Consider the following 15,640-nt stretch of genomic DNA (forward strand, 5'->3'; position numbering starts at 1 on the left):
TCACAACCGATTCCCGAGACTCAACAACTTCTCGGATCGGCTCTTAGGGCGGCCGACGCCGCGGCCGACGATGCACGCAGTGATTACGGAAAGGCCTCGATCGCGGCCGAGCCGACGGGCGCCGGGCGGATCAGCCGCCGGCGCGCCGCGAAACGTTCGCAGGCACCAGCGCGGTGCGGGCGCTCGGGCCGAACGACGGCGGCTCGATCGAGGCGCCGACGCCGATGCCGCCCACCGGACGGCTCGGGCTGCGCACCCGTGCCGGCGGCGTCGTTCCGCGCCGACCGGCCCGGCCGCCGCCGGGCGGCTCGGGATCGTGGTCGGGGCTTTGCGGCACCAGCTCGACCACGGTGGCCTCGGCGGCCGGCGCCGGCGTCCGTCCCGCACCGTTGCCGCGCGAGGCGCGGCGCGAGCCGTTGCGGCGCGGATCGAGACGGCGGAACCAGACGCGCGACTTCAGGCCCCAGCGCCACAGCGGCACCACCGACATCGGCAGCACCAGAAACCAGTGCTCGAGGATCGCCAGCCCCATCAGGGTGGCGACGAAGGTGAGGCCGGCCGCCTGGTGCGGATCGGTGGCGGAGAGCCGCGACGCCTCCATCACCAGCGCGGTGGCGACCACGGTCGAGGCCGTCACCGTCCACGGAAACAGCCAGTTCATCGGCCGCTTGCGGAAGAAGCCCTTCATGTAGGCGAGGTGCTCGGGCAGGAACTCTTCCGTCAGGTTCGGCACGCCGAGGAAGATGTTGAGCTTGGTCGAGAGCCGCATCGCCCAGAGAATCAGGAAGGTCCAGGTGCCGATCTGGTTCGGCTCGCCCCAGGTCATCGCGGTGACCAGCACGGCGGAGGCGACGATTCCGAGCTCGTGATAGAGGATCGTCTGCACCGCGTGCAGGAAGTGGCGAAAGCCCTTGCAGCCGGGCGGGCACGGCTCGGTGCGGGGACCGGTCACGTAGCCCATCAGGAACGTGATCTCGTTGAGCCCCCACACCAAGAGCCCGCAGGTGAAGGTGCAGTAGGCGCCGAACACCGTCATGTCGCGGCTCGACGCCGACAGGCCCCACAGCGCGAAGACGTACAGCACCGCCCAGCCGGCCACGCTGAACGGGTAGGTCTTTCGCGGGAGCCCGTCGAGAAACAGGATCGCCCCGGTCGAGAACCACCAGAGGAACAGCGTGTAGAGGATCGGGATGCCGTAGTCGGTCACGCGGACGATCCTCCGATCACCAGGCGGGCGCGAGGCCGACGCGCGCCGGCAGCGCGTTCGGCTTGGTCGGCAACAGATAGAGACGCAGGAAGGTGTAGGCCGCCGACGCCGACAGCCGGGCCCGGGCGAGCCGGCCGCCGATCCCGCCGCGCGCGCGCGCCGCGGCACTCGCCTCGGCGATCCGCCACAGCCGCTCGAGCCCGGCAAGGAAGGCCGGGTTGCCGAGATCGAGCGACAGCGGAAACACCTGGTGCGAGATCGTCGTGGTTTTCCGGAAAACCTCGAGGTCGTAGGTGGTCGGGTCGATGCCGATGCCCTCGAAGAAGGCGGGCCGCATGTGGTCGCGCACATACATCGTGGCAAAGACCGCGAGCAGGAAGAAGCGGATCCACAGCCGGTTGACGCCGGACAGGAGTTTTGGATCGGCGCGCATCAGAAGCGCGAACGCCTCGCCGTGGCGGAACTCGTCGTTGCACCACTTCTCGAACCAATCGAAGATCGGGTGGAAGCGACGGTCCGGGTGCTGCTCGAGCCAGCGATAGATGGTGATGTAGCGGGCATAGCCGATCTTCTCCGACAGATAGGTCGCGTAGAAGATGAATTTCGGCCGGAAATAAGTGTAGGTCTTCGCCTTCGTGAGAAAGCCGAGATCGACCCCGATGCGAAAATCCTCGAGGGCCTTGTTGATGAAGCCGGCGTGGCGCGCCTCGTCGCGGCTCATATGGGTGAACAGCTCGCGGATGTCCGGGTTCTTGATGCGCTTCTTGATCTCGGCATAGAGCACGCAGCCGGAAAACTCGGCGGTGAGCGAGGAGACCAGAAAGTCGACGAACTCGCTGCGCAAGGGCTCGGGCAGCGCGTCGAGGTCCGCCGGCCAGTCCTCGCCACGGACGAAGTGCCCCTTGTTGTGATCGGCGCGCAGCTCGGCCAGCATGGCGTCCCATTCGGCCCGCACGGCGCCGACGTCGATGCGGTCCATCGCCGCGTGGTCGGTGGTGTAGAAGCGCGGGCTGAGGATGGTGTCCTGGCGCGCGCTCTCGGTGGTGCGGTTGGGCTCGCCCGCGCCGCCCGGCGCACTGCCGCGGGAAGCGGTGGCACGTTGCTCGGTGGTTCGGATCGGTCCTGCGCCGCCTTCGATCGGAATCATCGCATCCTCCCGGGGGAAAAGCCGACCTCGTACAGCTCGGTCAGCTCGAAGGTGCCGGCGAGGCGCGCGAGCAGGCGCTCCAGCCGGCCCGCCAGGACGACGGTGGCGCGACTGTGGACGATGGTGCTCTCGCCGAAGGCGACCGAGCGCGGCGCGTCGTGGACGATCACCTCGTCGCCGGGCTCGACCTCGATTCCCTGAAGGGTCACGTGAGCATGCAGGCTCTCGGCCGTCTGCTCGATCTCGATGGTGCACGGGACCTCGACGACACGGCGGCCGCGCCGCCAGAAGTCCGCCAAGAGTGCGGTCATGGCGTCGCCGTCCGCGGCGGCAGCAGACGGGCGAACGCCTCGGCATTGGTGTGCCCGAACGCGGTCAGCTCGGTGGCGCGCCGGGTCATCAAGTCCTCGAGCGACAGCCGTCCGTCCGACCACAGCGTCAGGCGGAAGGGGGGCGACGGGCCGGTCGCGGCCGGGGCGGGGCCGGTGACGCCGGCCGCGCCGGCCTCCAGCTTGTGATCGCGGGCAAAACCGCGCAGCGCGGCGCGCAGAAAGCCGTTGCTGCCGGGCGGCAGCACGGTGACGAGCGTCGCCTCGTCGGCATCGAACACGGCGACGGCGCCGTCGGCCTGGTCCTCGAAGCGCAGATTGCGGGTGGAGACGACGGTCGCGTTCTCCACCGCGCCGGCGTCCGGGCCGGCGGCGGCGTTCTGCATGGCGCCGCGGTCGGGCTGCAGGAAGACGGCGGCGAACAGCGACAGTGCGACCAGCGCGCCGGCGCCGTACAGCGGCCCGCGCGGAAACGGGCGGCCCACCATCTTGGGCTTGGTGCCGGACGTCTCGGTGTCGCGCATGATCGCCTCCGTTCCTCGCCGGCCGTCGGTGCTCCCGGCGGCCTTTTTCTTCTGGTTGCGACCGCTCGCGTCGACCGCGTCTCGTCACGACCGCGGCTCGGTGCGGCGGCGCCTCTTTGCGGCGGCGTCTGCGAGACACCGTCACCGCCTCGCGGACTTTCCCGCCGGCCGGCGGCCCGGACGGGTCGTCCCCGGGTCCTCGCACGAACCCGACACGGCACCCGGCTCGAGAAGCCCGGCTCGAGAAGCCCGGCTCGAGAAGCCCGGCGACGAGCCCGCACCAGAACTCCGGGCCAAACGCCGGCGAGACATCCCGCGGTCTGGCCGATGCCGTGGCCGATGCCCATCGGGGCCGGATCGGGCGCGGACTCTGGCCTGAACCCGGGCGCGGCGCGGGCCTTCCCGAGCACCCTGCGGGCGCCGGGTGAGGCTGCGGCCTCGCGAGGCCGCGGCGTCGTGTCTCCAACTCCGGGCGATCGCTCGTCCGGCCGGTTCCGTTACGTCCCCGCGAGCACGGCCGGGCGGCCGGATCACGATGGGCGGGTGTTTTCTTTCGCGGGGCGAACCCCGCCAAGTCTTCGCGGGGCGAGCCCCGCCTGGTCCTCGCGGGGCGAACCCCGCATCCATCGGCGGGTCGGGCAAAAAACGTCCGAGACCGCCGACGCCGCGATCGTCAGGCCGTGGCGCCGGCAGCGCGCGGCTGCCCTCGCCCGTCCGTCGTCGCCTCGGCCGAAGCCGAGGAAGAGGTCCGCTCGGCGGCCGGGGCGGTCGCCCCCGCGCCGCTGTCGGCGGCGGTCGCGCCGTCGGTGCCCGACGCCTCCTCCGACTCGAGGAAGCGCTTCAGCGCGTCCGACAAGATCCCCGCCACCGTCATCGGGTCGACGATGCCGCGGAGCATCGGCTCCGGCCGCTTCACCCGCCACGGCCGCGCGTGCGGCCACAGCACCAGATAGGCGACCTTGTCCTTGCCGACGAGCGAGACCGGGATGTCCCCGGTCCCGTCGCCGTAGGTCTTCACGGCGGCGGACCCGATCCGCTTGAACGGCAGGTTCAAGGTCATCGGGAAGGCGACGCCGTACTGGATCACCAGCCGGCGGCTGGTGATCGTGTAGGTGGTGGTCCGCTTCACGAGCCACGCGAACAGCCCCAGGATGCCGAGCACGGCGAGAGCGAGCGGCAGCACCCACAGGAGCGACACCAGCGTCGCCAGCGCCGACGCGGTCTCGTTCCAGGCCACCACCCCGCGCCAGACCAGCATCGCGACGAAATATGCCGCGACCGGCCTGACGTGGAACACGCGCACCGCCACCGGCCATGCGCGCGGCTTGCCGCGCCAGAGGATCGTCTCGCCGGGCGGCAGAGGCTCCGGCAGTCGGGTCACCCGGGGCGCTCGCGTTTTCGTCACAGCAGCGGCTCCGCCCGGGTCTTGGTGGCGTACATGCGACCGCCGCCGAAATAGCCGGAGATGCGGTCTTCCTCGCGGACGGTGATCTCGTTCGCGCTCTTGATGCCCGGGATGCCGGCGAAGTAGCTGCTCGGCAGGGCGTCGACCTTGACCTCCTTGCGGGCGGTCACGATGTCGGCGAACAGCATCGGCACCAGCACGGTGCGGCCGCCCTTGCCGCCGAGCGCCACCTCGATGTAGCGGACGATCGGCTCGGTGCGGTCGACCCACAGGTCGGTGACGGTGCCGACCGCGACGTCGTCGGCGCCGACCACGGTCATGCCGCGCGGATCCGGGTCGTTCGGCTCGATCCAGTGGTCGGTGGCGACCCGCAGCGGGACGATCTTGAGCTCGCCCGAGAAGGTCATGTCGGGCTCGTCGGCGCGCATCGCGTAGGAGGCCGGGCCGACGCCGTCCTTCATCGGATCGCCGGTCGGGACGAACGGCGAGCCGAGCGACGGGGTCGAGCGCTTCACCGCGATGTCACGGCCCTCGTCGTTGCCGGGCGGGGCGGTGTAGGTCTCGCCGTTGCGCAGCTGGAAGGTCTTCGGCGACGGCGGGTTCGGGAACGACTCCATGGGCACGATGCGGCCGTCGGCCGTCTCGCTGAGCAGCGGGTAGCCCTCGCGCTTGTCCTCCATGCGGAGATAGATGATCAGCCCGGCGAAGAACAGCCAGAAGGCGTACAAAACCATCTGCGCGACGTCGACGTAGTTGGTCAAACCGCCGATTGTTTGCATGAAACCAGCTCCTTTCGAAATGGCTAGCCGGGAAACTCGGCCAGGCCGAACTTGATGGACGACTGCTTCCGGGCTTCCTTCGCCGCCCGCACGAGCGGCCCGATCGCAGCCAGAGTGACGAACAGCAGCACGATCTCGATCACGTAGACCACGTCGTAGGCGGTGGCGACGTCGGACAGTGCCGAGCCGAACGCGCCTTGCGACGTCAGTCCCGAGAAGAGATCGCGGACCGCGCCGCCGAAGGCGATGGCGATGCCCGCGGCGGTCGCTTGCACGGCCCCCCAGGCGCCGAGGGCGAGACCGCTCTCGCCTTCGCGCGCCAGAGCCATCGCGGCCGTGAGAGTGCAGACGGCGAACAGGCCGCTGCCGAAGCCGATCAATGCCGTGCCGATCCGGAACACGGACGGGGAATCGACCGGCGAGGAGATCACCACCGCGGCGAACGCCACGATGCCGACGATCAGGCCGTATGCGGCGATCTTGTGCGGATCGCTGCCGCGCCCGACCCGCCGCGCGGCGAACCAGTAGCCGACCAGGCTGCCGGCCGACATCAGCGCGGTGAGCGCGGTGGTCGCCCCGACGCTGAGGCCGAGCACCTGGCCGCCGTACGGCTCGAGCAGGATGTCCTGCATGCTGAAGGCGGCGGTGCCGCAGCCGATCACCACCAGGAGCCGCGCCGCGCGCCCGCCCTCGGCGAACTTGCGCCACGACTCGCGGAACGACGGCGACGGCTCGTTCGACGGCATCCGGTCGCGGTTGCGCGCCTCCTGCTTCCACAGCGCGACGCTGTTGAGGATCATGGTGGCGAGCGCCGCGCCCTGGATCATCTCGATCAGCCGGCCCTCGGAGAACTCCTGCAGGAGCTGGCCGTAGAGCAGCGACGAGCCGACCATGCCGACCAGCAGCATGACGTACATGAAGGCGACCACGCGCGGACGCTTGTCCTCGGGGGCGAGGTCGGTGGCGAGCGCGAGGCCCGCGGTCTGGGTGGTGTGCAGGCCGGCGCCGACCAGCAGGAAGGCGAGCGCGGCGCCCGCCTCGCCGACCCAGGCGGGGCCGTGGAAGTTGCCGGTCATCACCATCAGCGCGAACGGCATGATGGAGAAGCCGCCGAACTGCAGCATGGTGCCGTACCAGATATAGGGCACCCGCCGCCAGCCGAGCGCCGAGCGGCGCGTGTCGGACTTGAAGCCGATCAGCGCGCGGAACGGCGCGAACAGGAGCGGCAGCGACACCATCAGCGCGACGATCCAGCTCGGCACGCCGAGCTCGACGATCATCACCCGGTTGAGCGTGCCGTTGAGCAGCACCATCGCCAGACCGACCGAGATCTGGAACAGCGACAGCCGGAACAGGCGGCCCCAGGGGAGATCCTTGGTCGCGACGTCGGCGAACGGCAGATATTGCGGCCCGAGCTGCGCCAGCACGTCGATGAAGCCGGGCTTGCGGCGCTTCTTCTGCGGCTGCGTCGTCATTGCGGAACGACCTCCAGAGCCTGGGACGTGTAGAACCCGACCGCGATCCGTCGCGTCCGCCCGGTGCGCCACTGCGAAAGCTCGGGCTGCGCCGTGATCAGCTCGGCGAGCCGCGCCGCCCGCACCGGCTCGATCGCCGGCGCGCGGTCGCTGCGCGGGAAGAAGCCGCCGACGAAATGCATCAGCGCCAGCGCCGGCGTGCGCGGGGCGAAGGTGAACACCATCGAGCGCTCGGTGCGGGCGACGAGGCCCGCGATCGCGCGCGCCGCGTCCTCCGCCCGGTAGTGGATCAGCGAGTCCATCGCCACCACGTGGTCGAACCGGCCGAAATCGGGCGACAGCATGTCGCCGGCGACGAAGGTGACGCGGCCGGCGAGGTTTTCGGGGATGCGCTGGCGGGCGAGGTCGAGCAGCGTCGGCGACAGGTCGACCGCCACCACCTCGGCGCCGCGCCGCGCCGCCTCGATCGACAGCATGCCCGGCCCGCAGCCGGCATCGAGGATGCGGCGTCCCGAAAGATCCGCCGGCAGCCACGACAAAAGGGTCGCGCGCATCTCGTCGCGACCCTTGCGCACGGTCGCGCGAATGCCGGACACCGGCGCATCCGAGGTCAGCCGCGCCCAGGCGTCGGCCGCCGTCCGATCGAAATAGGCTTCGATCTCGCCGCGCCGCTCCTGGTAGGTCCCGCTCTGCATCAGTCGTATCCCAACAGGTCGAAGATCTCCCGATCCTTCAGAGGCGTCGGGGTGAGCGGATCGACCCCCGCCCACAGTTTTTCGGCGAGCTGCAGATACTCGTTCTGGACCGCCTCGACCTCGGGAGACGGGTCCATCTCGAACAGCGTCGCCTTCTTCAGCCGGCTGCGGCGCACCACGTCGAGGTCGCGCACGTGGGCGAGCGTCTTCAGCCCGGTGCGGGCGCAGAACCGGTCGATCTCGTCGGTCGCGGCGGAGCGGTTGGCGATCACGCCACCGACCCGCACCTTGTAGTTCTTCGCCTTGGCCTGAATGGCGGCGGCAATCCGGTTCATCGCAAAAATCGAATCGAAATCGTTGGCGGTGACGATCAGCGCGCGGTCGGCATGTTGCAAGGGTGCCGCGAAGCCGCCGCACACCACGTCGCCGAGCACATCGAACACCACCACGTCGGTGTCGTCGAGCAGATGATGCTCTTTCAACAGCTTCACCGTCTGGCCGACCACGTAGCCGCCGCAGCCGGTGCCGGCCGGCGGACCGCCCGCCTCGACGCACATCACGCCGTTGGTGCCCTCGTAGACGAAGTCCTCGATGCGCAGCTCCTCGGAGTGGAAGTTCACCGATTCGAGCACGTCGATGACGGTCGGCATCAGGCACTTGGTCAGCGTGAAGGTCGAGTCGTGCTTGGGATCGCAGCCGATCTGCAGCACCCGCTTGCCGAGCTTGGAGAAGGCGACCGACAGGTTCGACGAGGTGGTCGACTTCCCGATCCCGCCCTTGCCGTACACCGCGAACACCTTTGCCGTGTCGATCGCGTCGCGCGGGTCGAGCTTGACCTGCACGCTGCCCTCGCCGTCCTCGTGGGCACGGCAGGGAGCGCAGGCCTCGTCCTGCACGGGCTGTCCGGCGAGGTCCGACGGTCGCGGGATCACGGTCATGCGGCGGCTCCTTGATCGACGCCCTCCAGGCGATCTTCCAGCTCTTCACCGGCCCGGCGCAAGGCTTCGAGCGTCGCCTCGTCCGGTGTCCAGTATTTTCGTTCGTGGGCTTCGAGCAGGCGGTGCGCCACCTTGGCGGAGGCGACCGGATTGAGGGCGGCGAGGCGACGACGCATCGTCTCGTCGAGCATGAAGGTTTGGGTGAGCTGCTCGTACACCCAGGGCGCCACCTGGCCGGTCGTCGCCGACCAGCCGAGCGTGTTGGTGACCTGCGCCTCGATGTTGCGCACGCCTTCGTAGCCGTGGGCGAGCAGCGCCTCGTACCATTTCGGGTTCAGCGCGCGGGTGTGCGTCTCGAGCGCGACCTGCTCGGCGAGCGTCCGGACGGTGCCGTCGCCGCGCGTCTGGTCACCGATATAGACCGACGCCGTGGTGCCGCGGGCGCGCTGCACGGCGCGCGTGATGCCGCCGAGCGTGTCGAAATAGTGGTCGATGGTGGTGACGCCGAGCTCGACCGAATCGAGGTTCTGATAGGTGAGGTCGACGCTCGCCAGCACGTGGTTGAGCACCGCGTCCTGCCGCGCCGGGCGGCCGTCGACGCCGTAGGCGAAGCCCTTGCGGCGGACATAGGCCTCGGCCAGCTCGTCCTCGTCGTTCCAGCCGCCGGCATCGATCAGCTGGTTGACGTTGGAGCCATAGGCGCCGTCGGCATTGGAGAACACCCGCAGCGCCGCCTGGGCGACGTCGCCGCCGTTCGCCGCGACGAAGGCGAGCGCGTGCTTGCGGATGAAGTTCTGCTCGACCGGCTCCTCGGCGCTCGCCGCCAGCAGCGCGGCCTCGGCAAGGAGCTTCGTCTGCAACGGCAGGAGATCGCGAAAGATGCCGGACAGCGTCATGATCACGTCGACGCGCGGCCGCCCGAGCTTTTCCAGCGGCACCAGCTGCGCGCCGGCGACCCGGCCGTAGGAATCGTGGCGCGGCTCGGCGCCCATCAGCCACAGCGCCTGGGCGATCGGCCCGCCCTCGGTCTTGAGATTGTCGGTGCCCCACAGCACCAGCGCGATGGTCTCCGGCACGCCGTGGCCGTCGGCGGCATAGCGCGCGAGCAGGCGGTCGGCCTGGCGCGCGCCGTCCTGGATCGCGAACGTGCTCGGGATGCGGAACGGGTCGAAGCCGTGCAGGTTGCGGCCCGTCGGCAGCACCTCGGTGGTGCGCATCAGGTCGCCGCCCGGCGCCGGCGGGATGTAACGCCCGTCGAGCGCCCGGACGATCGCCGGCAGCTCGAAATCCTCGGCGAGCAGCGCGTCGAGCTTTTCCCGCTCGCCCTTGTCGTCGACGCCGGCGGCATCGAGCATCTCGGATCGCTCGGGGGCGGTCGGCGGCGCGCCGACCACGTGCAGCCCGTGCGGGATCAACGTGTATTCGAGCTCGAGCACCTTGTTGGCGAGCGTCGCGATCTCGGCGTCCGCCGTCTCGCCCCAGACCGGCTCGGCCGGCGCGAGATTGACGGTCGCCGCCTGCGCCTGGATCAGCGCGGCGAGCGCCGCGCGGGTCTCCGCCTCGGTCTCCGGCTCCTGGGTGCGCCAGCGGTCGAGCGACGACTTCAGATCGAGCAGGCCGCGATAGAGGCCGGCATTGGTGATCGGCGGCGTCAGATAGCTGATCAGCGCGGCGCCCGAGCGGCGCTTCGCCAGCGTGCCTTCGGACGGATTGTTGGAGGCGTAGAGATAGAGGTTCGGCAGATCGGCGATCAGCCGATCCGGCCAGCACGCCTCCGACATGCCGGCCTGCTTGCCGGGCATGAATTCGAGCGCGCCGTGCATGCCGAAATGCAGCACCGCGTGCGCGCCGTAGTCCTCGCGGATCCAGCGATAGAACGCACAGAAGGCGTGGGTGGGCGAAAAACCGCGCTCGAACAAGAGCCGCATCGGGTCGCCCTCGTAGCCGAAGGCGGGCTGGACGCCGACGAAGACGTTGCCGAAATGCTCGCCGAGCACGAACAGGTGCCGGCCGTCGGTGAGCGCGCGGCCGGGCGCCGGGCCCCACTGCTTCTCGATCTCGGCGAGGTGCTTTTCACGGCGCACGTGCTCGTCCGCCGGAATCTTCGCCACCACATTGGCGTCGGTGCCGTGGCGCGAGGCGTTGCCGTGCAGGATGCGGTCGCGCAGCTCGTCGACGGTCTCGGGGACGTCGACCGTGTAGCCGGCCTCCTTCATCGCCTTCAGCGTGTTGTGCAGCGAGGCGAACACCGAGAGGAACGCGGCGGTGCCGATCGCGCCGGAGTTCGGCGGGAAGTTGAAGATGACGACGGCGATCTTGCGCTCGGCGCGCTTCGAGCGGCGCAGCGCGACCAGCTTCGCCACCCGGGCGGCCAGCGTGCCGGCGCGCTCCGGATGCGCAGTCATCTCGCGCTGGCCCTCCTCGGCGAGCGCCGAGCGGCCGCCGAAGGTCATCGGCCAGATCGCGCCGTCGAGCTCGGGGATCGCCACCATCATGGTGGCCTCGACCGGCAGAAGCCCGCGCGGATCGGCCTGCCACTGCTCGAGCGTCTGGAACTCGACCGGGTGGGCGGCGATATAGGGAACGTCGAGCGTCTTCAGAAGCTCGGTCGCGGCGTGCGCGTCGTTGTAGGCCGGGCCGCCGACCAGCGAGAAGCCGGTGAGCGAGACCACCGCGTCGACCGTCGGCTTGCCGTTCTTCATGAAGAACGCCTCGACCGCCGGGCGCGCGTCGAGCCCGCTCGCATAGGCCGGGATCACCTTGAGCCCCTTCGCCTCGAGCGCGGCGATCACCCCGTCGTAATGGGCGGAGTTTCCGGCCAGCACATAGGAGCGCATCACCAGCACGCCGACCGTGCCGGCCTCGCCCTTGCCGGGCAGCTCGGAGAGCTTCTCGGTGACGCGGTTCTTCAGCCGCGGATGATAGAGGCCGGTGTCGGGGAACTCGACCGGCGGCGCCGCCTCTACCGTGCCGCGCAAACTCTTGCGGGCGCCGTCGGCATAGCGGTTGACGAGGAGCCGCACCATGTTGGCGACGTTCTCGTCGGTGCCGGCGAGCCAGTATTGCAGCACGAGGAAATAGGCCCGCAGATCCTGCGCGGTGCCGGGGATGAAGCGCAGCAGCTTCGGCAGCTGGCGCAGCATCTTCATCTGCCCCTGGCCGCTCGAGCCGGAGCCGGAGGTCTTTCCGCGCAGCCGCTTCAGGAGGCCGAGCACGCCCATCGTCTCGCCCGACATGCTGAACTTGTGCATGTGGGTGAGCTTGACCACCTCGCCGGCCGACAGGATGCACACCATCGCGTCGCAGGCGTCGCGCCGCGCCTGCAGGGCGGGCAGCACCGGGCGGATGTGGTCGTCCATGAACAGCATGCTGACGACGACGATGTCGCCCGCCGCGATGTCGGCGACGCAGCGCTCGAGCTTCGCCTTGTCGGCGGCGAACTCGTCGGCCGAATGGATCACCAGCTCGAGCCCGGGAAGCTCGCCCTTCAGCATCGTCCGCGCCCGCGCGACGGAGCCGACGAGATGGCTGTCCATCGTCACGACGACGACGCGGATCGGTGTCCTGTCAGCGGCTGTAGTACGCTTTCGCATCATACAAGGTCTCGACGGTGATCAGGGAAACGCCGCGCTCCTGCGCGAAACGTTCCGTGTTGCGACGGGCTTTGCCACGCACGAAGAAGGGGATCCGATGAAGCTCCTTCTCGGCGTCGGCGGCCCACTGGATCGGGGTTGCCGTCTCCGATGCTCCGTTGCCGTTGGCCGTCGGCGGAGGGTCGGCGGTCGTTTCGTGGGGGTCCGGGGTTTTCGCAGCGACCGGGGTCGCCGGCGCGGCCGGAGCCGCAGCTCCGTTCGTGGTCGGCCCGTTCGTGATCGCCGCGTCGGCGCCCGCACCGTTCGCGCCGGCCGAGGCCGGCTCGCGCACCCCGGCATGGCCGAGATGGGAGGGCGCGGCGTCCGCGTGAAACTCGAAGTCCTCGCGGAACATCGTCACGAGATGCTCCTCGAGGCCCATCATCAGCGGGTGCACGAAGGTGTCGAAGATCACGTTGGCGCCCTCGAACCCCATCTGGGGCGAGTAGCGCGCCGGAAAGTCCTGCACGTGGACGGGCGCGGAGATCACCGCGCACGGCACGCCGAGCCGCTTGGCGACGTGCCGCTCCATCTGGGTGCCGAGCACCAGCTCGGGGCTCGACGCCGCGATCTTCTCCTCGACCTCGAGATAGTCGTCGGTGATCAAGGGCTCGACGCCGTAGGTCGCGGCGGCCGCGCGCACCTCGCGGGCGAACTCGCGCGAATAGGTGCCGAGCCCGACCACCTGGAAGCCGAGCTCCTCGGCGGCGATCCGGGCTGCGGCGAGCGCATGCGTCGCGTCGCCGAACACGAACACCCGCTTGCCGGTGAGATAGGTCGAGTCGACCGAGCGCGAATACCACGGCGCCCGGCAGTGCGGATCGTCGAGCGCGGGCGCCGGATCGACGCCGGCGAGTGCCGCCACCTCGGTCACGAACGCTTTCGTCGCGCCGACGCCGATCGGCACGGTCTTGGTGGCCTTCTGGCCGAAGGTGCGCTCGAGCCACTGCGCCGCCTGATAGGCGATCTCGGGATACAGCACGACGTTGAAGTCGGCCTCGCCGAGGCGCGCGATGTCGGCCGGCGTCGCCCCGAGGGGAGCGACGACGTTCACCGCGATGCCGAGCCGGTGGAGCAGACCGGTGACCTCGTGAACGTCGTCGCGATGCCGGAAGCCGAGCGCGGTCGGCCCGAGGAGATTGCAGCGCCGGGAGCCGGGCTCGCGCACCGGCCGCTTGGAGCCGGGCGGCGGCGCGTGGGGTCCCGCCAGGGTGCGGACCAGCCGGTAGAAGGTCTCGGCCGCTCCCCAGTTCTCCTTGCGCTGATACGCGGGCAGCTCGAGCGGCACCACCGGCACCGGCAGGTCGAGCGCCTTGGCGAGCCCGCCGGGATCGTCCTGGATCAGCTCGGCCGTGCAGGAGGCGCCGACCATCAGCGCCTGCGGGCGGAACCGCTCGTACGCCTCCTTGACGGAGGTCTTGAACAGCTCGGCGGTGTCGCCGCCGAGATCGCGCGCCTGGAAGGTCGTCCAGGTGACGGGCGGACGCTTGCCGGCCCGCTCGATCATGGTGAACAACAGGTCGGCATAGGTGTCGCCCTGCGGCGCGTGCACCACGTAGTGGACGCCCTCCATCGCGGCGGCGATGCGCATCGCGCCGACATGGGGAGGAGCCTCGTATGTCCACACCGTGAGCTGCATGTCAGGCCACCAGCCGGCTGCGGCGAAGGAGCGGGCGCGCGAACAGTTCTGCCAGGTCGGCCGCCTGCTCGAAGCCGTGAACGGGAGTGAACAGAAGCTCGATCGACCATTTGGTCGGCAAACCCTCGGCCTCCAGCGGATTGGCGAGGCCGAGCCCGCACACCGTCAGGTCGGGCCGGGCGGCGCGGGCGCGGTCGAGCTGGTTGTCGACGTGCTGGCCTTCCGAGATCGTGGTGCCGGCCGGCAGCAGCGCCAGCTCCGGCGCCAGATGGCCGCGGTGCAGATACGGCGTGCCGACCTCGACGAGCCGCATGCCGAGCTCGCGCGCGGCGAACCGCGCCAGCGGAATCTCGAGCTGCGAATCGGGGAAGAAAAAGAGGCTCTTGTCCTGGAGCATCTCGCGATGGCGGGCGAGCGCCGTGCGGGCACGCTCCGCCCGCGGCCCGATGACGCGGAAGAAATGCTCCTCGTCGACCCCGAAGGCGCGGGCGGCGGCGGCGAGCCAGCCGGAGGTGCCCTCGACGCCGAACGGGAAGGGTGCGGCGAGCCGGGTCGCGCCGCGCTTCTCGAGCAAACGCGCGGTCTCGGCGAGGAACGGCTGGGCGAGCAGCATTTTCGTCCGCGGCCCGACCGGCGGGAGATCGCCCGACCGACGCGGCGGGAAGAACCGCACGTTTTCGACACCCATCTCGGCGAACAGGCGCGAAAACTGGTCCTCGACGATCTCGGCGAGCGCGCCGACCACCAGGAGCGAGGGGGCCGCATCGGCGCTCTCGGCCGGCAGATCCGGCACCAGCGCGGCGAGGCAGGCGTCCTCGCCCTGGGTGAAGGTCGTCTCGAGCCCGCTGCCCGACCAGGAACGGATCTTCACGGCCGGCGCAAACGTCTCCGACAAGCGCTCGGCGGCCCGCGAAAGATCGAGCTTGATCACCTCGGACGGGCAGGAGCCGACCAGAAAGAGGAGTTTTATGTCCGGGCGGCGCTCGAGCAACCGGGTCACCACCCGGTCGAGCTCGGCATTGGCGTCGGCGAGGCCGGCGAGGTCGCGCTCCTCGATCACCGCGGTGGCGAAGCGCGGCTCGGCAAAAATCATCACGCCGGCGGCGGACTGCAGCAGATGCGCGCAGGTGCGCGACCCGACCACGAGGAAGAAGGCGTCCTGGATCTTGCGGTGCAGCCAGACGATGCCGGTGAGGCCGCAGAACACCTCGCGCTGGCCGCGCTCGTGCAGCACCGGGGCGCCCTCGCACCCCTGCCCTGTAACCGGACCCTTGCCGGCGCCGATCGGCGGGACCGCGTTCATGACGCCGCTCCCACCATCGAGGCGGCGTCCTCCGCCTCCTGCTGGCGCCGCGCGGCGCGCAGCTTGAGCACGAACTGGGTCGCGTTGATCAGGTACGACGCATAGGCGGCGAGCGCGATCGCCATCTGTGTTTCCACTGATGCGTGCAGTGCGAGCGCCGCCAGATAGGCCGTGTGCAGCGCGATCACCAGCATGCTGAACACGTCCTCCCAGAAGAACGGGCGGGCGAACAAGTATTTCCCGAAGACGACCCGCTCCCAGATCGAGCCGGTCACCATGATGATGTAGAGAACGACCGTCTTGATCACGACGGAGACCGTCGCGGCGAAGTATCCCTCGCCCGTCAGCAGGAAGCGGATCACCAGCCCGAGGCTGACCAGAAAGACCAGGAACTGCAGCGGCGCGAGGATGCCCTGGACGATGGTCCAGCCGGACGCGTCCCGGCGCTTGCGCTCCTCCGGCGTGTAGAGCGGGAGCGGCTTGCGGGCGGCGGGTGCTGCGGGGCGATGGTGCGCGGTCGGAACGTTCATATGATCAGATTCCGACCGATCCGACAATCGGTAATGA

At 69.9% G+C, this 15,640-nt stretch carries 13 protein-coding genes; all 13 read right to left on the reverse strand.

From position 1 onward, the window contains the following. Positions 1-130: 130 nt before the first annotated feature. The 13 genes from puhE to bchF all read right to left on the reverse strand — a co-directional run bounded on the left by puhE (position 131) and on the right by bchF (position 15,603). The gene (gene puhE / locus A33M_RS04270) at positions 131-1,207 is read right to left on the reverse strand and encodes a putative photosynthetic complex assembly protein PuhE (protein ID WP_008383900.1); all 1,077 of its coding nucleotides are present in this window, start codon (positions 1,205-1,207) and stop codon (positions 131-133) included. A 16-nt stretch (positions 1,208-1,223) separates the two neighbouring features. Further along, positions 1,224-2,354 carry a magnesium-protoporphyrin IX monomethyl ester (oxidative) cyclase gene (gene acsF / locus A33M_RS04275; RefSeq protein WP_008383902.1) on the reverse strand — a complete coding sequence of 377 codons (1,131 nt, stop codon included), beginning with the start codon at positions 2,352-2,354 and terminating at the stop codon, positions 1,224-1,226. Further along, positions 2,351-2,665, reverse strand: coding sequence for a hypothetical protein (locus tag A33M_RS04280; RefSeq protein ID WP_008383904.1), 315 nt, complete (start codon positions 2,663-2,665; stop codon positions 2,351-2,353). The genes acsF and A33M_RS04280 overlap by 4 nt, the downstream gene beginning before the upstream one ends. Further along, complete coding sequence (gene puhC / locus A33M_RS22115; RefSeq protein WP_008383910.1) at positions 2,662-3,207, reverse strand: photosynthetic complex assembly protein PuhC; 546 nt, start codon at positions 3,205-3,207, stop codon at positions 2,662-2,664. The genes A33M_RS04280 and puhC overlap by 4 nt, the downstream gene beginning before the upstream one ends. Before the next feature lie 673 nt (positions 3,208-3,880). Next, the gene (puhB, locus tag A33M_RS04290; protein ID WP_008383914.1) at positions 3,881-4,588 is read right to left on the reverse strand and encodes a photosynthetic complex putative assembly protein PuhB; all 708 of its coding nucleotides are present in this window, start codon (positions 4,586-4,588) and stop codon (positions 3,881-3,883) included. A 20-nt stretch (positions 4,589-4,608) separates the two neighbouring features. After that, positions 4,609-5,391, reverse strand: a complete 783-nt coding sequence (gene puhA / locus A33M_RS04295; protein WP_008383915.1) for a photosynthetic reaction center subunit H — start codon at positions 5,389-5,391, stop codon at positions 4,609-4,611. A gap of 23 nt (positions 5,392-5,414) precedes the next feature. After that, positions 5,415-6,866 carry a BCD family MFS transporter gene (locus A33M_RS04300; RefSeq protein ID WP_008383916.1) on the reverse strand — a complete coding sequence of 484 codons (1,452 nt, stop codon included), beginning with the start codon at positions 6,864-6,866 and terminating at the stop codon, positions 5,415-5,417. Next, a complete protein-coding gene (gene bchM, locus A33M_RS04305) occupies positions 6,863-7,561 on the reverse strand; it encodes a magnesium protoporphyrin IX methyltransferase (RefSeq protein ID WP_008383917.1) in 699 nt (232 codons plus the stop codon). The genes A33M_RS04300 and bchM overlap by 4 nt, the downstream gene beginning before the upstream one ends. Then, positions 7,561-8,499, reverse strand: coding sequence for a ferredoxin:protochlorophyllide reductase (ATP-dependent) iron-sulfur ATP-binding protein (gene bchL / locus A33M_RS04310; protein WP_008383919.1), 939 nt, complete (start codon positions 8,497-8,499; stop codon positions 7,561-7,563). Before bchL ends, bchM begins: the two co-directional genes overlap by 1 nt. Further along, positions 8,496-12,092, reverse strand: a complete 3,597-nt coding sequence (locus A33M_RS04315) for a magnesium chelatase subunit H (RefSeq protein ID WP_008383920.1) — start codon at positions 12,090-12,092, stop codon at positions 8,496-8,498. Before A33M_RS04315 ends, bchL begins: the two co-directional genes overlap by 4 nt. Then, positions 12,067-13,770: a ferredoxin:protochlorophyllide reductase (ATP-dependent) subunit B gene (gene bchB / locus A33M_RS04320; protein WP_008383921.1), complete on the reverse strand. Its 1,704-nt coding sequence runs from the start codon at positions 13,768-13,770 to the stop codon at positions 12,067-12,069. Before bchB ends, A33M_RS04315 begins: the two co-directional genes overlap by 26 nt. A 1-nt stretch (position 13,771) precedes the next feature. Next, a complete protein-coding gene (locus tag A33M_RS04325; RefSeq protein WP_008383922.1) occupies positions 13,772-15,073 on the reverse strand; it encodes a ferredoxin:protochlorophyllide reductase (ATP-dependent) subunit N in 1,302 nt (433 codons plus the stop codon). After that, a complete protein-coding gene (bchF, locus tag A33M_RS04330; protein ID WP_008383923.1) occupies positions 15,070-15,603 on the reverse strand; it encodes a 2-vinyl bacteriochlorophyllide hydratase in 534 nt (177 codons plus the stop codon). Before bchF ends, A33M_RS04325 begins: the two co-directional genes overlap by 4 nt. Positions 15,604-15,640 lie beyond the last annotated feature (37 nt).

The organism is Rhodovulum sp. PH10 (assembly GCF_000293785.1).
GTDB lineage: Bacteria > Pseudomonadota > Alphaproteobacteria > Rhizobiales > Xanthobacteraceae > Rhodoplanes.